A 20,152-nucleotide genomic window follows, 5' to 3' on the forward strand; every position below is an offset into this window, starting at 1 on the left:
CCCGCGTCAGGCTCCGGGACGACGGGCCCGGTTGGTCTCGCGGACGACCGCCCAGGCGTCCGCGACCGGCCCCAGATGTCGCAGCTTGTCGGGGTTGATCACCGCCCGGATCGTCTGGACCCGCCCGCCCAGAATGTCGAGCGTCAAGGTGTTGACGACCCTGCCGTCCCGGTCGCGGAAGATCGCGCCCGGCTGGCCGTTCACCTGGTGCGGCTCCACGACGCCGCCGATCCGTACGAACGGCCTGACGAACGCGGCCAGCATCCGGGCCACGTTCTCCGCCCCGAAGACCCCCTTGCCCCACAACGGCGCCTTGCCTCCGCTGTCACCCACCATCCGCACGTCGGCGGCCAGCAGCTCCCGCAGCCCGGCCACGTCCCCCTCCCTGAAGGCCTCGAAGAACCGCCCGGCCAGCTCCTCACGCTCCCGGCGATCCGCCTCGAACCGGGCGCGGCCCGCGTCCATGTGACGCCGCGCCCGCACCGCGAGCTGCCGGCACGCCGCCTGCGAACGCCCCACCGCCGACGCGACCTCCCCGAACCCGAACCCGAACACCTCCCGCAGCACGAAAACGGCACGCTCCAGCGGGCTGAGCCGCTCCAGCAGCAACAGGGCCGCCATCGACACCGAGTCGGCCAGCTCCGCCGACCGCTCGGGATCCTCGTACGGGTCGGCCAGCAACGGCTCGGGGAACCACTGCCCGGCATACTCCTCCCGCCGCACCCGCGCCGAACGCAGCACGTCGATCGCGATCCGCGACACCATGGCCGACAGGAACGCCTTGGCCGACGCGGGCCGGGTCGCGCACGCCTGGTATCGCAGCCACGTCTCCTGCACCGCGTCCTCGGCCTCGACCACACTGCCCAGGATCCGGTAGGCGATGGAGAACAGCAGCGGCCGCAGCTCCTCGAACTCCTCGGCCCGGCTCATGCGCGCTCCGCCTGCACCCGCACCACCATCACCCTCTCCGGCCTCACTGTTGGTCCGCGTTACCCGAGACGAGACAGCGGCCGGATCTGTGACATGGCGGGCGTGCCGTACGGAGCCCGCACTCACCGCGCCGCGAAGGCGCGTCGGCGGGACACGAGCACGCCGAGGCCGATCATCCCGGCGGCCAGGAGGAGGTGCGGCCAGTGGGCGAGCGATTGGGGTGGCCTGCTGCGGGTACGGGTGGGGACTTGGCGGAAGCCTGACGCCGGCAGGCGGCCCTGGTGCCGCGCCTTCCGTATCCGCCCAACTGACGTATCCGCCCGACTGAGAGGACGCAGAGATGACGCAGGACCGTGACGATCAGGAAGCCCGCGTGGCGGGACGTGAGCCCGGCTCCCCTGAGGGGATGAGCGCGCACGACGTGGACCGGCGGAGCGATCTGGCTCGCTGGGTCAGCGGCGTGCACGCCTTCCCCGCCGACCGGGCGACGCTGGTGGAGCGCGCGCAGTCGCAGTCGGCCCCGCAGGGGGTGCTGTCCGCGCTGCGTTCGCTGCCGGACCGCACTTTCGCCAACGTGGAGGACATCGCGCACGAGCTGGGCATCGGTGGTGATGGGCAGCACGACTGACCGGTGAGCCCGCCGCCGTCGCCCCAGAGGGGCCGGGACGGCATGGTCGCACCGTCAGGGGGTAGCCGCTGTCGTATCTCCCAGATGCGCGAGGCTCCCGGTGGCCGCCGGGCCAAGCGGGTCGGGGCCCTGCACGGGATCGGCAACGTGCTCGTGCTCGTGCTCGTGCTGTTCGCGGGCAGCTGGCTGCTGCGGACCGGCACCGACTGGGTTCCCACCGTCCCGGCCCTGGTCCTGAGCTTCGCCGGGGTGCTCGTGGGCGGGGTGGCCGGCTGGCTGGGCGGGGAGCTGGTGGACCGCCTCGGCGTCGGGGTGGACGAGGGCGCGAACGTCAACGCCCCCAGCTCGCTGTCCGGCGGGCCCGCCACCCGCTGAACACCGCCGGCCGTCATGGGGTCTCGGTGAGGAGCCCTTGTTCGAGCACCGCGTCGAGTTGCAGCTCGCGGTAGCCCGCCGTGTCGAACAGCACCGTCAGCCGGTCCTCGCCGCGCTGGACGACCTCGCCCGCCCCCCAGGTGCGATGCTCCACCCTGGCGTGCGGGAGGAACGGCCCCGTCTCCTCCCGCTGCCGGTCGGCGGTGCCCGCCAGGCAGGTGTCGCAGTTCCCGCAGGGCTCGGCGAGCTGCTCGCCGAAGTAGCCGAGCAGGAAGCGGCGCCGGCAGTCGTCGGTCTCGGCGTAGTGGCGCATCATCTCCAGCCGCGTACGCTCGACGTCACGGCGGCGCTCGGCCAGCTCCCTGGCCAGATCCGCGACGGCCTCCGGGTCGGGCGCGCCGGGCACCGGCTCGATCCGCCGCGGGCCCAGCCGTACCGCACCGGCTCGCTCCAGCAGGTCGAGCAGCAGCGTCAGGCGGCGCGGCGACAATCCGGTGCGCGCGCGCAGCGTCTTGCGGTCGGCGCCCGCGCCGGCCTCGGCGATCGCCCGCGCCAGCCCGGTCAAGGTCTCCAGGTCCGGTACGGCCGCGGTGAAGTAGCGCTGCAGGCCCAGGTCCTCGGGACGGTAGAACAGCACCGCCCTGGCGGGCTCGCCGTCCCGGCCCGCCCGGCCGATCTCCTGGTAGTAGGCGTCCGGTGAGCCGGGCACCTCGGCGTGGAGGACGAACCGCACGTCCGGCTTGTCGATGCCCATGCCGAACGCGCTCGTGGCGACCACGACGTCCAGGTCACCGGCCATGAACCTGCCGTGGACGTCGTCGCGCTCCGAGCGGCGCAACCCGGCGTGGTAGGCCGCGGCGCGCACGCCCTCGCCGGTGAGCAGCTCGCTCAGGCGGCCCGTCTGCCTGCGTACCGCCGTGTAGACGATGCCCGGCCCCGTCTCCTCGCCCACCGCCGCGACGATCTCGGGGGCGGGGTCGTCCAGCATCCGGCGTACCGCGAGCGAGATGTTCGGCCGGTCGAAGCCCTGGACGATCTCCAGGGGGTAGCGCAGGCCCAGCCGTTCGGCGATCTCCACCCGCACCGGCGGGGCCGCGGTGGCCGTCAGGGCCGCGATCGGCGGGCGGCCCAGCGCCTCGGCCACCGCCCCGAGCCGCAGGTAGTCGGGGCGGAAGTCGTGCCCCCACGAGGAGATCAGGTGGGCCTCGTCCACCACCAGGAGGGAGGGCCGGGCGGCGGCCAGGTCGCGGACGACGTCCGGCCTGGCCAGCTGCTCCGGCGCGCAGAACAGGAATTCCGTCTTCCCGGCCCGCAACGACTCGAAGGTCGTCCTCCGCTCGCCGGCCGAGGTGCCGGCGTTCAGGCTCACCGCCTCCTCGTCGCGCTCGCGCAGCGCTTCGACCTGGTCACGTTGCAGGGCGATCAGCGGGGAGACCACCACGGTGGGGCCGGGCAGGAGCAGCGCGGGCACCTGATAGATCGCCGACTTGCCGCCGCCGGTCGGCATCACCACCAGCGCGTCCCGGCCCTGCGCCAGGGCGGTCATCGCGGCCAGCTGGCCGGGCCGCAGGTCGGTCAGGCCGAGCGCCTGCCGCGCCACCCGTTCGCACTCAGCGCCCACCTCGCTCATGCTCAGCGGCCGTCTCCGGACCCCGGCTCGGCCAGCCGGCGGTGCGCCTGGGCCTTGGCCTTCTCGGGCAGCACCTTGGCGGCCCCGGCCATCGCCCTGTTCTTCAGCGACCCGGCCACCACGTGGTCCTCGCCGTCCATGAGCGCCTCGTACGCCTGCGCGGCCACCTGCGCCGGGTCGTCCTTCTTCCCGCTGCCGACCCGGGTGTCCCGCATCCCCGCCCGCTCGAAGAACGCGGTGTCCGTCGGCCCCGGCATCAGCGCGGTCACCGTCACCCCGCTGTCCTTGAGCTCGTCGCGCAGCGCCTCGGAGAACGACAGCAGGAACGCCTTCGACGCCGCGTAGGTCGCCTCGAACGGTCCCGGCTGCGTGGCGGCGATGGACGAGGTGAACAGCACCCGCCCCCGCCGGCGTGCCGCCATGTCGCGGACGCAGAGCTTGGCCAGGTGCACGGAGGAGCGCACGTTCAGGTCCACCACCCGCAGGTCGCCGGCCAGGTCGGTCTCGGCGAAGGCCCCGCCCGCGCCGACGCCCGCGTTGATCGCCACCACCTCCAGCCGTCGGCCGCCGGCCGTGGCCCGCGCGTAGAGGCGCTCGACGCCGGCCTCGCCGGTGAGGTCGGCCTGCACGGCCTCGACCGACGCCCCGAGCTGCCGCAGCCGGCGCGCCGCGTCGTCGATGCCCGCGTCCTCGGCGTTGACGACCAGGTCGAAGCCGTGCTCGGCGAACTGCCTGGCCAGCTCGTAGCCGATGCCGCTGGACGCCCCGGTCACCAGCGCGAGCGGCCGGCCCTCGTCGTCGCTCATGATGACGATTCCTCTCCTCGGTGTCGACCTGACCCCGCTGCCCCCGATGGGAACGGTCAAGCGTGGACTCCCCGCGATCGAACGGGGTAGGCGTGCAAGCCCGGACCAGAAAGGAAAGGAGCGTCATCGTGCATCCCTCCCACGAGCCGATCCTCAGCGAGGTACGCGCCGGTATGAAGGTCGTCGACCGTGACGGCAAGGAGCTCGGCAAGGTGGAGTTCGTCAAGATGGGCGACCCGCAGGCCGTGACCACCGAGGGCCAGGCGACCGAGGACCGCCCCGGTCTGGTGCCGGCCCTGGCCGCGGTGTTCCACGACGCCGAGCCCGACCTGCCGCCCGCGCTGGCGGCGCGGCTGGTGCGGACCGGTTTCGTCAAGGTGGACGCCAAGGGGCTGTTCGCCCGCGACCTGTACGTGGCCGCCGATCAGGTGGCGGGGGTCGAGGGGGATCACGTGCGCCTGAGAGTCGACTCCGGATCGCTCGCGGAGGAAGGCTGAGCGGATCGCCCCGCCTCCGCCACTCATGAGCCTTCGATCCGCCGCTCAGGCAGCTGTCAGCGGTCGCCGGCGCGCGTCACCAGGATGCCGTCGTCATCGCTGAACAGCTCGGCGCCCGGGTGGAAGGTGACTGCGCCGAAGGTGACCGGGACATCGCGTTCGCCCGTGCCTTGCTTGCCGCTCTTGCGGGGGTTGGAGCCGAGCGCCTTGATCCCCAGGTCCAGCTCCCGCAGCGCGGCGACGTCGCGGACGGCGCCGTTGATGACGACGCCGGCCCAGCCGTTCGAGACGGCCAGGCCGGCGATGAGGTCGCCCATGAGCGCGGTGTGCAGGGAGCCGCCGCCGTCCACGACCAGGACCCGGCTCTCGCCCGGCTCGCCGAGGACGGACTTGAGCAGGGCGTTGTCCTCGTGGCAGCGGACCGTGACGATCCGGCCGGCGAAGGCGGGTCGGCCGCCGTACTGGCGTAGTTGCAGGTCGCAGGAGTCGAGCTGGTCGCCGCGCTCGTCGTACAGGTCGGCGGTGACGATGGTCATGGTGAGCCTTTCTACGGATCGACGGGAAGCCGCCGGGCGGCCACGCCGGCCCAGCCGAGGCTGAGCGCGGTCACGAACAGGACGCCGCCGGCGCCGAGGCCGGCGGCCATGAGGCCGGCCGCGCCGGGGATGACGAGCTGGCCGGTACGGTTGCCGACCAGGCGCAGCGACATGGCCCGGCCGCGCATGCCCGCGGGGGCCGACTCGGCCAGCCACGACATGGTCAGCGGCTGGCCGGCGCCGAGGCCGAGGCCCACGACGACGAGCAGCGCGGCCAGCAGCCACACGGGCATGGGCAGCGGGGTGAGCAGCATGGCGACGGCCGCGCCGAGCGTGCTGACGACCAGCAGCCTGCGCCGGCCCACCGCGCGGGCCAGGCGGCCGAGGAAGAGGCGCGAGGTCATGGACGCCAGGCCGCGCAGCGTGAGCAGCAGCCCCACCACGCCCGCGCTCAGGCCCAGCTCGGTGCCGAGCGCGGGCAGGTAGGCCAGCGTGATGTCCACCGCGGCCAGCACCACGCAGCTGGTCAGCAGCGCGTGCGCGAGCCCGGGCAGGCGCAGCAGCGCCCGCAGGTCACCGTCCCGCGCCTCGGCGCGGCCGCTCCGATGGCTCGGCAGCAGCGCCGACAGGGCGAGCAGCAGCACGGCCAGGCCGCAGGTGGCGGCGAAGATGCGGCCGGTGTCGGGGATGGCGCCGGCGCCGCCGAACGCGGCGATCAGCAGCGGGCCCGCGGCCTGGCCGAGGGAGGCGGCGAAGGTGTAGTGGCCGAAGGCGGTGTCGTGGCGGCCGGGTTCGGTGGTGTTGGCGACCAGCGCCTGCTGGGCGATGACGCTGCCCAGGTGGCCGGTGCCGAGCAGGATGCCGGCCGCGACCAGCCCGGCCACGGTGTGGCCGAGCGTGGTGAAGGCGAGGGCCGAGGCGGCCAGCGTCAGCGCCCCTGCGACGGCGATGCGGCGCTCGCCGTAGCGGTCGGCGGCGTGCCCGGCGGGCAGGGCCAGCAGCAGCGGCGCGAGCGCGAAGCTGGCGCCGAGCACCCCGAGCAGGGCGGGCGGCACGCCGAGCTCGATCGCCCGGTAGGACATGGTGGGACGCAGGACGAACGTGATGACCTGGGCGCCGGCCGAGTGGGCCAGCAGGACGGCGTGCCGATGCCACACGTCAGACATCGGCCTCGGGCTGGTGCTTGCGCAGCCGCCAGGCGGCCTGGGCGCCGAGGCTGGTGTCGATGTGCTCGCGCATGACGGCGGCGGCGGCCTCGGCGTCGCCGGCGACCACATAGTCGAGGAGAGCCTCGTGCTCGGCGGCCTTGCGGTCGCGGGCGGCCTGGTCGCGCTCGACCTCCAGCGCCAGGCGGCGGTAGCGGTCGGCCTTGTCCCACAGCCCGTCGAGGGTCTGGATGAGCAGGTCGTTGTGCGAGGCGTGGTAGAGGGCGGTGTGGAACTTGCGGTGGGCGACGAGCTGCTCGTAGGCGGGGTTGCCCGGCAGCGGCGTCAGCCCTTCGCAGGCGGCGCGCATGGCGGCGATGTCGGCCTTGGTGCGGCGCTGCGCGGCCAGCGCGACGGCGAGCGGGTCGAGGGAGCGGCGCAGCTCCAGCAGGTCGCGGGCCTCCTCGGCGGCCAGGGGCGCCACCCGCGCGTCGCGATGGGCGTCCAGCTCGACCAGCCCCTCGCTCTTGAGGCGGCGCAGCGCCTCGCGCAGGGGAGTGGTGCTGATGCCGATGTCGCGGGCCAGCTGCGCCTGCGCGATGACGGAGCCGGGCAGCAGGCTCCCGGACAGGATCAGTTCCTTGACACGGAGGTAGGCGAAGTCCGCCTTGGTGGTGTAGAGCTCGGCCGCTGATTCGCTCATCGCCGTCCTGTCTCGTCGCCCCGATGACCGTTATAACCTACACCCTCTCCTCGGCGCGCTCGCAGAGAACTTCGGAAACGGTTAAGCGAAGAGGAACACCAAAGCGAAAGGCTATAAGGCATCAAGAGGGCCTTCCGTGTCACTTGCGGGTGCGGAAGGTTGACGTCACAGGTTATAACCGAGCAGAGCGTTCGGCATCGGCATGGGCATCCTCCCGCTGCAGTTCCTCCCGGGCCATGGCCCCGACGAGCTCGGCCTGACCGGGCACGGATTCCGGGGACCGCTATCGGTCGCGCCCCCCGAGGCTGGCCTGATCGGCGGCGGTACGACCGGCGACCCAGCCCTCCCGATCCCAGGCCGTGCGCATCCGGTGCGAGACCAGGTTCGGAAACAGGCGCTCGACCGCCTGCTCCACCTCCTGCTCGCGGGCCGCCAGCACCGGCACCAGATCGGTGCCCCGGCTGGCGCTCTCCTGCGCGACCGCACCCGCCGTGGCCTCGGCGAGCCGCTCCCCGATCCTGGAGGCGAACGCCGACAGGAACGACTGCCGGAACGCCTTGTTCCTCGACCGGCCGCCACCGTGCTTCTTGGTGCCCGAGTTCACCAGCGCGGTCTGCGCCTGCACCAGCAGCGAGGTGAACAGCATCTCCACCCACGACAGGTCCGCGGCGAACCCCAGCACGGTGGCGAACCCCAGCTCCTGCGACCAGATCACCCGGCACCTGTTGGCCTCGGCGACGAGGCTGAGCAGCACGGCCTTGGGCTGCTCGTACGGCGCGTCCACGCCGACCCGGATGCCCGCCGGGGCCTCACCGCCGCCCGGCTGCGCGTCCAGCATGGCCGCGTCGATGCTGTACTTCGCCATCAGGCTCTGCGCCGCCGAGGTGAACGTCTGCGCCTCCGCCTCGTACGTCGTCGACTCCGCCTGGGCGAGCAGCGCCCGCACCCGCGTGAGCGTCTTCTCGCTGACCGCGTGCGGACGTGCCAGGACCGGACGTCGAGCGGCCCCGGGCGGCGGGCTCAGCGACTCCAGCCGGGGCAGCCCGGTCAGCAACCCCAGCAGTTCGAGCACGCCGGAGACGGTCATCAGCCGGCTCGCCCCGTCGCGCGCCCGCCGCGCCGCCAGGTAGCCGCCCTGCCACCACACGGCGGCCTCCAGGCCGGCGAGCTGGTCGCGCCAGCGCTCGTCCACCGTGGCCGGCGCGTAGGCGCGCAGCTCGAAGGCGACGAGGTCGGCCGCCGCCCGCCCGTGCCAGTCGCTCAGCCGCCTGGCCGCGATCCTGACCACGTCGGCGGGCTGCCAGCCGTTGCGCCACAACGCCGAGATCGCCCGGGTCGCGGCCGCCACCAGCACCCGATCGGCGTCGTCGCGGTCGGCCAGGAAGGCGGCGGCGGAGTCGAAGGCCGCCTGATCCTCGCGGGCCAGCGCCTCCATCGCCGCGCCGATCAGCTCATTGGCCCTGCTCACACGCGCCGTCCAGGTCGAGGAAGAGTCCGCCAGAACTTTACCGTGCCGGAGCCCCGTCTCCGCTCATCGGTGGGACCCTGACCGGCCCCGGCTGTGCCGTCGTTCCGGCAGGTCGGGTGCGCGGCATCCGGCCGGCGGCGCCGTGGAGGCCGGCGACCCTGGACACGGTGGCCGGCGGCGCCGGCCTGCGCGCGGACGCCGCGGCGTTGCGGGTGCACCAGGCAGCGGAAAGGAGGACCAGGGGCTGTCTTGCTTGACAGGCCGGCCACGCGGGCGGGCGGCCGATGGAGCGGCTCGACCGCAGCGTGGTAGCCACTAGGGACGTGGTGAGTGCCTCGTCCAGCCCCTGCTCCAGCCGCGGTGTGAGCGGCGCCCGGAGGCGGCGACGCAACTACGGCAGACCTCGCCGATCTGGTCCGCCGCGCCGCCCGACTCCGGGAACACCTCCGGCCAGGCCACATGCGGGAACCGGATCAGCCGTGCCCGGCTCAGCGCCAGCCCGCACAGGGTCTGGTTGGTCCCCGGCCGCCAGGCGTGCGCCTCGCCGGACGGCATGCGGATGCCGTGCTCGTCGCGCCACTGTCCCGACGCCGCGACCGACGGCTCACCACGTGGCGGCATGGCACCCCACCCCCGTCACGTCGTGGGCTGGAAGACGGCCCGTACGCAGCCGTCCCGCTTGTTCTTGAACAACTCGTAGCCCGTGGGGCCGTCCCGCAGGCTCATCGGGTGGGTGAGCAGGGGAGAGGCGTCGATCTCGCCCTTGCTCATCCGGTCGAGGATCATCGGGATGTAGCGGTGGCCGTGCTGCTGGCCGCTGCGCAGCGTCAGCCCCTTGTTCATGACGGCCCCCATCGGGAACTTGTCGACCAGCCCGAGGTAGACGCCCAGGACGGAGACGATGCCGCCCTTGCGGCAGGCGTGGATGGCCTGGCGCAGCGACAGGCCGCGGTCGGTCTGCAGGCGTACGGACTGCTTGGCCCGGTCGTAGGCGTACTGGAAGCCGGTGCCGTGGCTCTCCATGCCGACCGCCTCGACGCACACGTCCGGCCCGCGCCCGCCGGTCAGCTCCTTGAGCGCGTCCAGGACGTCCACCTGCTCGTAGTTCAGCGTCTCGGCGCCGATCGCGGCGGCCATCGCCAGCCGCTCGGGGAACCGGTCGATCGCGATCACCCGTTCGGCGCCCATCCGCAGCGACGCCAGGGCCGCCATCTGGCCGACGCCGCCGCACCCCCACACGGCCACCACCTTGCCGGGACCGGCCTCGCCCAGGTCGGCGCCCATCCAGCCGGTGGGCACGGCGTCGGAGGCGAACACCGCGCTGGAGTCCGGCACGCCCTCCGGCACGGGGAAGGCGTTGACGTCGGCGTACGGCACCCGCACGTACTCGGCGTGGCTGCCGGCGAAACCGCCCATCGCGTGCGAGTAGCCGAAGATGCCGGCCGTGGCGTGCCCGTTCAGCTTCTCCAGGAAGCCGGGGTTGGGGTTGGTGTTGTCGCATAGCGACCACAGCCCGGTCCGGCAGTAGTGGCAGCGGCCGCACCCGATGATCGAGCACACCGTCACCCGCTCGCCGATCCGCCGCTCGCGCACCTCGGAGCCGACCTCGACGATCTCGCCGACGAACTCGTGGCCGAGCACGTCGCCGGCCGCCATCGTCGGGACGTACCCGTCCAGCAGGTGCAGGTCCGATCCGCAGACCGAGCTGGCGGTGACCCTGACGACGGCGTCCTGCCGGTTGAGTATCCCGGGGTCGGGGACGTCCTCGACCGACACCTCGTTCACACCGGTCCAGCACAGCGCCTTCATCGCAGCCCTCTCCTCGCCAGCCGCCGGAACGCGGGCAAGCCCGTCCGGCCCAGGACCGTCCGATGCCCCTCCGGCTGGCCCTTCACCACGAGCACCTCGCCGGTCTCCAGCAGTTGCTTGAGTGCCCGTACCTGCTGCCTGGCGTGCCCGCCGGCGGCGCGGACCGCGATCTCGCTGCCCCGCCCGCCCGGAGCGGGGGTGACCCGCACCTCGTGCCGCTCGGCCAGCCGGGCCAGCACGTCGGGCCGCTCAGTGCCGGTCAGCTCGGCCGGGTCGGCCAGGACCGTGACGGCGAACCAGGTGGGGTCCGCCGCGTGCGAGGCTCTCGCCAGTCGCGCGGCCGCCGCACCTGCGGTGGCCGCGACGGCTCCCACCAGGAAGAGGCGTTTGGTACGGCTGCCGTGACCACGAGGTCTGCGGCCTTTGAACGGTATGGCCCTCATGCCGCGCGGCTGCCCCGCACCGGAACCCCCAAACCGCGTTCGCTGCCGCGGCGGCCTTTTCCCGGCGCGGTGTTAGCGCTAACTTAAGCTTGCCACCCCCCGTTCCACGTCGCGCCCGCCCGACCACGCGCGACCACGTCAGGTACCGGCACCATCCCGGCTGGACCGGCCGATGCGACCTTCCGGCTTCCGGCCCGCGAGCAGACGACCGCGACGACGCACGAGAAGGGTTCCCCCATGGACACATCCCGAGCCAGGCGCCTGCTCGCCGGGCTGGCGGCCCTGGTGCTCCTGCCGCTCACCGCGGTGAGCTCATGGACGACGCCCGCGGCGGCCGCGACCAGCCAGTTCCGCGGCATGAACTGGGCGGTGCCGGGCGACAACTTCAGCACCGGCCCGCTCGTCCTCGACGGGCTGAGCGGCTCCGACAGCTACGCCACGGTGCAGGCCAAGGCCAACGCGCTGTACGACGACATGCAGGCGACACTGGGCGTGAACACGGTCCGGCTGCCGATCAACACCCACACCGTCGGCACCACCTGGTGGAACGCCTACCGCGGCGCCATCGACGCCGCCACGGCGCGCGGCTGGAAGGTCGTCCTCGCGTACTGGGAGGACGGCGCCGCCTCCGGAGGCCGCATCACCGACCTGCCGGCGTGGAACTCGATGTGGTCCACCGTTACCTCCCAGTACGGAGGGAACGGCCTCGTGTACTTCGAGCCGATGAACGAGCCGCACGGCTACAGCTCGGCCGAGTGGCGCAACCTCGCCGCCGACTGGCTGAGCCACCACTACTCGGCCCCACCGAACCGGGTGCTCGTCGGCGGCACCGGCTACAGCCAGGACCTCCGCGACCTGTGCGGCGACTCGCGGTTCGCCGGCACGCTGTTCTCCTTCCACCACTACGCGTTCTTCTACGCGGCGAACACCTACGACGGCTGGCGCTCCCACGTCCAGACGCGCCTGGGCACCTGCGCCTCGCGGGCGGTCGTCACCGAGTTCGGGGCGCCGATGAACAACGGCCTCGACTACGCCGACGCCAACAGCACGGACAACTTCGTCCGCCACATCCGCGCCGTCACCCAGGTGATGCGGGACAACGCCATGGGCGGCACCTACTGGCCGGCCATCGGCGGCAAGCCCGGCGACATCGGCTACGACTGGTACTCGATGTACGCCAAGACCGGCAGCGGCACCGACCTCAACCTGACGGTCCGCAACCCGTCCGGCGCGAACCGCCTGCGCTACGGCTGGGGCGACGCCGTGGACGGCGGCGGCGGCACGACGACGACGCAGATCGTCAACCAGAACTCCGGTAAGTGCGTGGACGTCCTGCAGGGCTCGACCGCGAACGCCGCCGAGATCGTCCAGTACACCTGCTCCGGCGCCGCCAACCAGCAGTGGCAACTACGCGACCTGGGCAACGGCTACCACAACATCGTGGCTCAGCACTCCGGCAAGTGCCTCGACGTGACCAACGCCTCCACCGCCAACAACGCGGCCGTCATCCAGTACACGTGCGGCACCGGCACCAACCAGCAGTGGCAACTGCGCGCCGTGTCGGGCACGAGCCACGTGGAGATCGTCGCCCGGCACTCGGGCCGGTGCCTCGACGTGTCCGGCCAGTCGACGGCGAACAGCGCCCGCCTCCAGCAGTACACCTGCTGGGGTGGCGCCAACCAGCGCTGGGACGCTTGAGGCCGCGACCTCGGGCTCAAGATCGTCAAGCCTGCTGAAGATCCAGGGCCCGGGCGGCGGCCCAGGCTCTCGGAAGGCCGAATTCGGCGACACCACGCAGCAGGTCCCGCAGGGTGTCGTCGGTCGCGCCGGCCGCTCGCGCCAGCTCGGCGTGCACGCGCAGGGATTCCCCGAGCGTCTGGTAGAACACGTCCACCACCAGGCAGGCGATGGCCCGCTCCCGGACGCTGAGGTGCGGGCGCGCCCAGCGCTGGGCCAGCTGGTCCTCGGTGAAGGCGGCCAGGCCCGGGTCCACGTCCTCCAGAGCATGGACGACGCGTGCGAGCGGCCCGGCCAGCGGCGTCGGCTCGACGGGCCGGTCGTCCCGCGCCTCCGGCAGGCCGAGCTCGGTCAGGCGCTCGAACGCGGTGACCACGATCGGGTAACCGACGTAGGGCGCCAGATGCCGGAAGAGCTCGCGGATCGCCTCGGCGTCGGCTCCCTGGTCCAGGGCCATCCGCAGGTGCATGGCCAGGGGGCGGCCGAGGTGGGGGTGGCACAGGTCGGCGGTCAGGCAGACGAACGCCTTCTCGCGCACGGTCAGATGGGGCAGGCCCCAGAGATTGTGGCCCGCGCTCACGGCGCACTGGGCGAAGACGGGGTCGAGCGCGGTCAGGGCTTCGGCGCCGGAGAGCTGGGTCATGCCGGTGGACTCCGTTCAGGACAGGCCGAGCACGCGCATGCGTACGGCGTCGAGGGTGTACTGGGGGACGATGCGGCCCATGGTGCTCATCAGGCGGGACTTCTTGCCGACGGGGTAGCGGGCCCGTGGCCGGCGCGCGGTGACGGCGTGCAGGACGGCGCGGGCGACGACGTCGGGGCTGGACCCGCTGCGCTCCTCCTTGAGGCCGGCGGTGGTCATGGCGCGGTACGCCCGGCCGTACAGCCGCCGCCCTTCCTCGCCGAGTGAGGCCAGGCGGGGCTCGACTTCCTCTTCGAGCTTGTCGACGGCGTCGGTGTGGATGGAGCCGGGCTCGATGAGGACGGCCGCCACGCCGTACGGCTTGAGCTCCATGCGCAAAGCGTCGTTGAGCGAGCGGATGGCGTGCTTGGACGAGCAGAGCGGGCCGCCGAACGGCAGGGTGATCCAGCTCCCGACCGAGCCCACCGTGACGACCCGGCCGCGCGAGGCACGCAACATCGGCAGCATGGCCTGGGTGACGGCGATCTGGCCGAAGACGTTGACCTCGTACTGCCGGCGCAGCGCGTCCAGGGGGACGAACTCGAGCGGGCCGGTGACGCCGATGCCGGCGTTGTTGACCAGGGCGTCGAGGTGGCCGAGCCGCTGGGCGGCGCCGGCGATCTGGCCGGCGTCGGTGACGTCGAGGGTGATCGGGGTGACGGTGGGGCCGAGTGCCCGGCCATCGGCCTCCTTGCGCACGCCCGCGTAGACGGTGCAGCCCTCGCGGGCCAGCAGCAGGGCGGTGGCCCGGCCGATGCCGGTGGAGGCGCCGGTCACCAGGACCTTCTTCGACATGGTGGTGTGCTCCTTTCCGCGCTACCCGACCGCCAGCGGCTGAGCCGCCTGGTCCTCGGCCTTGAGCTGACGGTTCTCCTTGACGAGGAAATAGATCAACAGGCTGCTCATGATGAGGTGGCCGCCGGCGGTGTAGAGGCCGGGGAAGTAGCCGCCCTTGATGATCGGGAAGACGAAGTGGGCGATGCCGTTGAGCAGGCCGGCGCCCAGGGCGTACCACCACAGGAAGAAGTTGGCCACGCGGATCCGGTAGAGCGCGCCCGCACCGGCGAAGAAGTAGAGCGAGCCGAAACCGAAGACGAAGACGAGCAGGAACTCCCTCTCCGGCCAGTCCCGCGGCGAGTCGAACAGCTCGACGATCTCGTGCGGGAACCCGCCGGTGTACTCCTCGGCCATGTGGATGAGCTGGAAGCCCACCGCGCACAGGTAGACCGCGATCACCTTCCTGGACTTCACCGGGCGGACGTAGCTGAAGGTCATCCAGCCGCTCCAGCCCAGCACGCTGGCCACCACGAGGATCATCGCGCCCTGCAGGGGGAGCGTGAGCAGGGCCCAGGTGCAGAAGGCCACGGCCAGGACCGCCATGACGGCCGCCGAATAGGGCTCAGGTCGTTTGGTCATGGCCCGGACCCTACGAAGATCGCGGCGACGCCCGCCTCCGTCGCGTGACTGATGTTCGCCGCGCGGTCACACCAGTCATGCGACGGAGGCGCTGCTCAGGGGCCCCGGGCTAGCGTCTGGCGGCATGAAGTGGATCAATGGCCGGCTCCGGGTCCTGGGTGCCGCGTTCCTGCTGGTGCTGTGGCCGGCCGGCCCCGCCCGGGCGCATGTCGTCGAGGCCGGTGCGGAGCTGCGGGTGACGCAGACGTTCGGCGCGGGCGAGGTGACGCTCGTCGTCGCGGGCGTCTCGTCGGTGCCGGCGCCGCTGCGGGTGCGCGCGCAGGCGCTCCGGCCCGCGGGGCTGGAGCTCGGGCTGGAGCTCGGGCTGGAGCTGCGGTCGCTGGCCGACGGGAGCAGGGTGACGGGTGTCGTACGGGTCGGTCAGGGGGGCGCCGCGTTGCCGGTCGGGCAGGCCGGGCCGTACGAGCTGCGGGTTCGTGCCGGAGAGGAGGCGGCGGTGATCCCGTTCCGGGTGCTGGTGCCTGTCAGCGCGCCCTGGACGATGGTGCGGGACGGCGCCTTCCTGGTGACCGGGCTGCTGGTGGTCGGCGGGGTGCTCGCCGGCCGCAGGTCCGGGCTCCTCGTGGGCGGGGCGAGCGCGGCCGGGGCGGTCGCGGTGGCGCTGCTGCTGCTGGCGCCGTACCTGCCGCCCGCCTGGCCGGACGGTGCCGCGCCCGCCGCCGAGGCCGCCCAGCGGGACGGTGCCGCGCCCGTCGCCGAGGCCGGCCGCCCGTACGCGCAGGGGCGGTTCTCGACGCTGCCCGCGCGGCCCGTCACGGGCGCCGAGTTCACGCTGACCCTGCGGCTCACCGACGGCGCGACAGGGCGGCCGGTGGACGACCTCGCCGTCCACCACGAGGCCCCGGCGCACCTGGTCGTCACCAGCCAGGACGGCGCCGTCTTCCGGCACGTGCACCTGTTGCGGACCGCGCCGGGCGTGCTGTCGGTACGGCTGCGCCTCCCGCGACCGGGCCGCTACCTCGCCCATGCCGAGATCGAGCGGCAGGACTCGGGCGGCCAGCTCGTCACCGGAGCCTTCGAGGTCACCGGCGCGGCCCTGCCGGAGACCGCGCCCCAGGAGAACGCGACGCCCCGGCTCACCCCGGCGGCGCCGGTCGCGGGCAGCCCGGTGACCATCCAGATCGGGGTGGAGGGGCCGCTCCAGCCGTGGCTGGGCATGCCGGGCCATCTGATCGTCAGGAGCGAGGACGGAGCGTACCTGGCCCACGCGCACGGGGCCGCCGCGCTGAGCTTCACGCTCGTGCTGCCCGATCGGGGCCGCTACCTGGCGTGGGCCCAGTACGTCACGGGAGGCCGGCTGGTGACCCGGCCCTTCACCCTGGAGGTGGATCGATGAAGTACGCGGGTGTCTGCCTGCTGGTGGCGGGCGTGCTGTTCGCCGTCACGGCACGCTGGCTTCCCCACGACCCCGAGGAGGTGCGGGCCGCGGGCGAGCGGTACGGCGTCACCGTGCTGCCCGCCGATCCCGTCGAGGTACGGGTGACCTCGGGCGAGGCGGAGACGGTCACGCTGGCCGCGGTCATGCCCGCCATGGGTCACGCGCTGCCGCCGGTCACCGCCGTACCGGCCGGGGCAGGCCGCTTCGTCGCGGCCGGGGACGTGTTCAGCATGAACGGCGTCTGGGAGCTGTCGATCACCCTCTCCGGCGCCCGGGGACGGGAAGTGATCAACTTGAGTACGGTAGTCACCTCAGTGCGATGACGGAGGCGCCCGGCGACGGGCCCGCCCTAGCGTCGCCGGCATGAAGCTGATCAACGATCACCTGGCCGTCAAGGCCCGCCTCCTGCCCACGACCGGCGATGGTTTCGTCGTGCTGGCCGGTGAGACCGGCACCTGGCGCGGCCACTTCCCGTCCGCGCCCATCCGGCTGGCCGCCCGCCTCAAGGCCCTGGCCGCGGACGTCGAGGCGCGCGAGGCCACCGTGTTCCGCGCCGTGTTCCGCACTCCTGGCGAGGGCGACGAGCTGCTGACCGCCAGGGGCATCCACCCCGCGCGTTACGACGTCGTGGTGCTGATCCGCACCGCGTCCGTGGAGGCCGCGCTCGCGGTGCGGGGCGACGCGGCGTACCAGGAGCTCGCCGGGACGATGCGGTCGGCCGCCCGCCGTACGCACGAGGTCGTCGCGAGCAACGCCGGACGGCTCGGCGACGTGGACCACGGCCAGGACCACTACTTCCTGTTCAACTACTTCTACGCCGACGACCGCGCGACCCTGCTGAAGGTGTGGGAGTACACCGCCGGCTGGTTCCAGGCCAAGACGGCGCTGCCCGACTCCGCGCTGATGCGGCCGCTGGAGGGCGAGCCCGCCGACTACGGGCTCATCAACCACGCGAGCTGGCCGACCCTGGGCACGTTCCTGCCCAGCCTGATCTTCCGGCCCACATTCCGCAGGTTCGTGCTGGCCAACTTCAAGGCGAACGGCATCGCCGCGCAGCCGATCATCTACCGCCGGGTGTGATCCAGCCTGGCCAGCTCGGCGCGCGAGGCGACACCCAGCTTGGGGAAGGCCTTGTACAGATGGGAGGCCACCGTGCGGGGGCTCAGGAAGAGCTGGGCGGCGATCTCGCGGTTGGACGCTCCCGTGACCGCCAGCCGGACGACCTGGAGCTCCTGCGGGGTGAGCGTGGCCATCAGATCGCCGGCACCGCCGCTGCGCACTGACACGCCGGCCGCGCGCAGCTCACCGGCCGCGCGGGCGGACCACGGCGCGGCTCCCAGGCGGTCGAAGGCCTCCATGGCGGCCTCCAGGTGCGGGCGGGCCTCGCTGCGCCGCTGGTGCCGCCGCAGCCACTCCCCGTACACCAGCCGCGTACGCGCCTGGTCGAAGGGCTGCTCGTGCCGCAGGTGCAGCTCCAGAGCACGCTGGTACTCCTGCTCCGCGCAGTGCTCGGCGGCCATCAGCGCCCTGGCCCGGTGCTGGACCGCCAGGGGGCCCGGCTGCTCGGTGGACTCCGCCCAGTCCGCATGCCGGCGTAACGCCTCCAGCGCCCGCTCGGGGGCGCCCGCTCTGACCGCCGCCTCTACGTAGTCGGGCCAGGCGTAACGCCAGATGAACGCGTGCCGGGACGGGCCCGCCATCGCCCGGTCCATCTGGTCGAGCACCGCCTCGTAGCGGCCCTGGCCCAGCTCCAGCAGCGCCCCGGCGTACTCGGCCCAGCAACGGCTCGGCATCCACCTGCGTGCCTCGGAGAGCCGGAAGGCCTCGTCGGCCAGCGCCGTGTACTCCTCCTCGGCGCCGGCGACCGCCGACAGCCAGGCGTGCACGCCCGCCAGATAGCTGCCCCACACCGGCTGGCCCACGTCCGCGGCCAGGGCCTGCCCTTCGGCCGCCGTGTCGCGGGCGGCCGGGTGCCTGCCGTCCATCAACTGGGCGATGGCCAGAACGGTCATCGCCTGCGGCATCCGCCCCAGCCGCCCCTCCGCCCGGCACTCGCGGACCATCGCGGCCGCGGCGTCGAGCATCACCTCGCGGTCGGCGGGAATGACGGCTTGAAAGGCGACGATCAGGCGCAGGTCGAACGGCACCTGCCCGACCCTGGCCGCCACGGTGGAGGCCACCGAGGTGCCGCCCTCCAGGACCGTACGGAAGTCCTGATTGATCCCCTTCACCACCGTGGTCACGCCCTCGCCGGTCGGGGTCAGCTCCTCGATGCGGCGCGTCAGGTCGATCTGGTCGGGGTGCGCGGCGCTGGTCCAGGTGTAGAAGCCGGCCATGCTGAGCAGTGACAGCCGGGTGAGGTGGTCCGTGCCGGTCTGGGCGCCCTCCATCAGCAGCCGCGCGGCCTCCAGCGGACGGCCCGCCTCGACGGCCAGCCGCGCCCGCACCTCGGCCAGCTCCGCCATGACCGCTTCGCCCGGCGCTTCCGCCTCGGCTCCGCGCGGTGCCATGACGGCTTCGCCCGATGCGTGCGCTTCGGCTCCGCGCAGCGCCATGACGGCTTCGCCCGGCGCCTCCACCTCGGCTCTGCGCAACGCCTGGGTGACCAGTTCGGTGGCGCGCTGCCCCAGCCCGGCCTCGACCGCCGCCGACGCGGCCCGCGTGTACCGGCGTGCCGCGTCGGCGGCGCCCGGCGACAGCTCGGCGGCCCGCGCGTAGGCCGCCGACACCGCGGCCTGCCCACCACGCCGCTGCGCGCGCAACGCCAGCCGTTCCATCTCCATGGCCACCTGCTCGTCCGGGCGCAGCGTGACGGCGGCCAGATGCCAGGCCCGCCGGTCGTCGTCGACGGCCTCGGCCAGGGCCCGGTGGGCGGCCATCCGGGCGGCGATGCCGGTGGCCAGCAGCACCGCGGCCCGCACCAGGGGGTGGTGGAAGGTGACACCCTCCGGAGTGATCCGGATCAGGCCCGCCCACTCGGCCGGGGCCGCGTCGTCGAGCGAGGCGCCGAGCAGGCCCAGCGCGTGGGCGAGCACGCTCAGCTCACCCCGGTCGTCGAGGGCTGCCACCAGCAGGCAGGTGCGGGTGCTCTCGGGCAGCGCGGCGATGCGGTCACGGAAGGTGGCGAGCACCCGGCTGGTCACCGGGGTCGCGTTGCCCAGGCAGAACGGCAGCGGGCCCGTCGCTGCGGGGCTGAGCATGCGTGGCAGTTCGAGCAGGGCGAGGGGGTTGCCCTGGGCCTCGGCCACCACCTGGTCGCGTACCGCGGGCGGCAGGGTGCCCGCGTGCGCGGCGAGGAGCTGACGGGCGGCTTCGGGGGCCAGACTCCCCAGGTGGAGCTCGGGCAGGCCGCCGGCGGGCAGCCGGGCGCCGGTGCGGGCGGCGAACAGCACGGCGACGGGCTCGGCGTGCAGGCGGCGCGTGGCGAACAGCAGCGCGTCGGCCGACTCGCCGTCCAGCCATTGCGCGTCGTCGACCAGGCAGACCAGCGGCCTCTGCGCCGACAGCTCGACGAGCAGGCTGAGCGTGGCCAGGCCGACGAGAAAGCGGTCGCCGCGGGTGGCGCCGCCCAGGCCGAGCGCGCCGAGCAGCGCCTCGGACTGCTGCGGCGGCAGCACGCCCACCCGGTCCAGAGCCGGGCGGAGCAGCAGGTGCAGCGCGGCGAACGGGAGCTCGGCCTCCGACTCCACGCCGGTGACCCGCAGCACCTGCGCGTCGGCGTTCGCCGCGGCGTGGTCGAGCAGGGCCGACTTGCCGACGCCCGCCTCGCCGCGCACCACCAGCGCGCGGGGACGGCCTTCGAGGGTGTCGAGCAGCAACTGGTCGATCACGGCTTGCTCCGCCGCGCGGCCGTACAACATGTCACTCCTCGTGGTCACCGTACTGCCCATGGGGGTCCGCCGACTGCCC

21 protein-coding genes are annotated in these 20,152 nt (G+C 73.3%); 7 read left to right on the forward strand and 14 right to left on the reverse strand.

What is annotated here, in order from left to right; genetic code table 11:
- Positions 1-6: 6 nt before the first annotated feature.
- A complete protein-coding gene (locus LCN96_RS15285; protein ID WP_225273286.1) occupies positions 7-930 on the reverse strand; it encodes an RNA polymerase sigma-70 factor in 924 nt (307 codons plus the stop codon).
- 340 nt (positions 931-1,270) lie between these two features.
- Between LCN96_RS15285 and LCN96_RS15290 the strand changes: the two genes are divergently transcribed.
- On the forward strand, positions 1,271-1,558 hold the full coding sequence (locus tag LCN96_RS15290) for a DUF2795 domain-containing protein (RefSeq protein WP_225273287.1): 288 nt from the start codon (positions 1,271-1,273) through the stop codon (positions 1,556-1,558).
- 84 nt (positions 1,559-1,642) lie between these two features.
- A complete protein-coding gene (locus tag LCN96_RS15295; RefSeq protein WP_225273288.1) occupies positions 1,643-1,933 on the forward strand; it encodes a DUF2231 domain-containing protein in 291 nt (96 codons plus the stop codon).
- Between the two features lie 13 nt (positions 1,934-1,946).
- Here the strand turns inward: LCN96_RS15295 and LCN96_RS15300 are convergent, their stop codons facing one another.
- Together LCN96_RS15300 and LCN96_RS15305 are read right to left on the reverse strand one after the other, a co-directional pair.
- Positions 1,947-3,563: a RecQ family ATP-dependent DNA helicase gene (locus LCN96_RS15300; RefSeq protein ID WP_311132296.1), complete on the reverse strand. Its 1,617-nt coding sequence runs from the start codon at positions 3,561-3,563 to the stop codon at positions 1,947-1,949.
- 2 nt (positions 3,564-3,565) lie between these two features.
- Entirely contained in the window at positions 3,566-4,369 is an 804-nt protein-coding gene (locus LCN96_RS15305; protein WP_225273290.1) for an SDR family NAD(P)-dependent oxidoreductase, read from the reverse strand.
- Between the two features lie 128 nt (positions 4,370-4,497).
- Here LCN96_RS15305 and LCN96_RS15310 point away from each other — a divergent pair, with 128 nt between their 5' ends.
- On the forward strand, positions 4,498-4,866 hold the full coding sequence (locus LCN96_RS15310) for a hypothetical protein (RefSeq protein ID WP_225273291.1): 369 nt from the start codon (positions 4,498-4,500) through the stop codon (positions 4,864-4,866).
- 56 nt (positions 4,867-4,922) lie between these two features.
- Here the strand turns inward: LCN96_RS15310 and rraA are convergent, their stop codons facing one another.
- From rraA to LCN96_RS15345, 7 genes are all read right to left on the reverse strand, one after another.
- The gene (gene rraA, locus LCN96_RS15315) at positions 4,923-5,402 is read right to left on the reverse strand and encodes a ribonuclease E activity regulator RraA (RefSeq protein ID WP_225273292.1); all 480 of its coding nucleotides are present in this window, start codon (positions 5,400-5,402) and stop codon (positions 4,923-4,925) included.
- A gap of 11 nt (positions 5,403-5,413) precedes the next feature.
- Positions 5,414-6,568 carry an MFS transporter gene (locus tag LCN96_RS15320; protein WP_225273293.1) on the reverse strand — a complete coding sequence of 385 codons (1,155 nt, stop codon included), beginning with the start codon at positions 6,566-6,568 and terminating at the stop codon, positions 5,414-5,416.
- Positions 6,561-7,250 (reverse strand): GntR family transcriptional regulator, encoded by a 690-nt coding sequence (locus LCN96_RS15325; protein ID WP_225273294.1) that lies wholly within the window; start codon positions 7,248-7,250, stop codon positions 6,561-6,563. The genes LCN96_RS15320 and LCN96_RS15325 overlap by 8 nt, the downstream gene beginning before the upstream one ends.
- 283 nt (positions 7,251-7,533) lie before the next feature.
- Positions 7,534-8,718 (reverse strand): DUF2786 domain-containing protein, encoded by a 1,185-nt coding sequence (locus LCN96_RS15330; RefSeq protein WP_225273295.1) that lies wholly within the window; start codon positions 8,716-8,718, stop codon positions 7,534-7,536.
- A gap of 315 nt (positions 8,719-9,033) precedes the next feature.
- Positions 9,034-9,339 carry a hypothetical protein gene (locus LCN96_RS15335; RefSeq protein ID WP_225273296.1) on the reverse strand — a complete coding sequence of 102 codons (306 nt, stop codon included), beginning with the start codon at positions 9,337-9,339 and terminating at the stop codon, positions 9,034-9,036.
- Between the two features lie 15 nt (positions 9,340-9,354).
- Positions 9,355-10,527: a zinc-dependent alcohol dehydrogenase gene (locus tag LCN96_RS15340; protein ID WP_225273297.1), complete on the reverse strand. Its 1,173-nt coding sequence runs from the start codon at positions 10,525-10,527 to the stop codon at positions 9,355-9,357.
- The gene (locus tag LCN96_RS15345) at positions 10,524-10,901 is read right to left on the reverse strand and encodes a hypothetical protein (RefSeq protein ID WP_225273298.1); all 378 of its coding nucleotides are present in this window, start codon (positions 10,899-10,901) and stop codon (positions 10,524-10,526) included. The genes LCN96_RS15340 and LCN96_RS15345 overlap by 4 nt, the downstream gene beginning before the upstream one ends.
- A 306-nt stretch (positions 10,902-11,207) precedes the next feature.
- Here LCN96_RS15345 and LCN96_RS15350 point away from each other — a divergent pair, with 306 nt between their 5' ends.
- Positions 11,208-12,668 (forward strand): ricin-type beta-trefoil lectin domain protein, encoded by a 1,461-nt coding sequence (locus tag LCN96_RS15350; RefSeq protein WP_225273299.1) that lies wholly within the window; start codon positions 11,208-11,210, stop codon positions 12,666-12,668.
- Between the two features lie 25 nt (positions 12,669-12,693).
- On the opposite strand, the gene LCN96_RS15355 is transcribed toward LCN96_RS15350, so the two are convergent.
- From LCN96_RS15355 to LCN96_RS15365, 3 genes are read right to left on the reverse strand one after another with little or no spacing between them, the layout of a single operon-like run.
- Positions 12,694-13,350 carry a carboxymuconolactone decarboxylase family protein gene (locus LCN96_RS15355; protein WP_225273300.1) on the reverse strand — a complete coding sequence of 219 codons (657 nt, stop codon included), beginning with the start codon at positions 13,348-13,350 and terminating at the stop codon, positions 12,694-12,696.
- A gap of 15 nt (positions 13,351-13,365) precedes the next feature.
- Positions 13,366-14,184 carry an SDR family oxidoreductase gene (locus LCN96_RS15360; RefSeq protein ID WP_225273301.1) on the reverse strand — a complete coding sequence of 273 codons (819 nt, stop codon included), beginning with the start codon at positions 14,182-14,184 and terminating at the stop codon, positions 13,366-13,368.
- Between the two features lie 21 nt (positions 14,185-14,205).
- Positions 14,206-14,805, reverse strand: coding sequence for an HXXEE domain-containing protein (locus LCN96_RS15365; protein ID WP_225273302.1), 600 nt, complete (start codon positions 14,803-14,805; stop codon positions 14,206-14,208).
- A gap of 124 nt (positions 14,806-14,929) precedes the next feature.
- Here LCN96_RS15365 and LCN96_RS15370 point away from each other — a divergent pair, with 124 nt between their 5' ends.
- The 3 genes from LCN96_RS15370 to LCN96_RS15380 are packed head-to-tail and all read left to right on the forward strand — an operon-like array spanning position 14,930 to position 17,323.
- On the forward strand, positions 14,930-16,201 hold the full coding sequence (locus LCN96_RS15370) for a hypothetical protein (protein WP_225273303.1): 1,272 nt from the start codon (positions 14,930-14,932) through the stop codon (positions 16,199-16,201).
- Positions 16,198-16,566: a FixH family protein gene (locus tag LCN96_RS15375; RefSeq protein WP_225273304.1), complete on the forward strand. Its 369-nt coding sequence runs from the start codon at positions 16,198-16,200 to the stop codon at positions 16,564-16,566. The genes LCN96_RS15370 and LCN96_RS15375 overlap by 4 nt, the downstream gene beginning before the upstream one ends.
- 40 nt (positions 16,567-16,606) lie before the next feature.
- Positions 16,607-17,323 (forward strand): hypothetical protein, encoded by a 717-nt coding sequence (locus LCN96_RS15380; RefSeq protein ID WP_225273305.1) that lies wholly within the window; start codon positions 16,607-16,609, stop codon positions 17,321-17,323.
- Here LCN96_RS15380 and LCN96_RS15385 read toward each other — a convergent pair.
- The gene (locus LCN96_RS15385; protein WP_225273306.1) at positions 17,308-20,103 is read right to left on the reverse strand and encodes an AAA family ATPase; all 2,796 of its coding nucleotides are present in this window, start codon (positions 20,101-20,103) and stop codon (positions 17,308-17,310) included. The genes LCN96_RS15380 and LCN96_RS15385 overlap by 16 nt on opposite strands.
- Between the last annotated feature and the right edge of the window lie 49 nt (positions 20,104-20,152).

Source organism: Nonomuraea gerenzanensis (genome assembly GCF_020215645.1).
Lineage (GTDB): Bacteria > Actinomycetota > Actinomycetes > Streptosporangiales > Streptosporangiaceae > Nonomuraea > Nonomuraea gerenzanensis.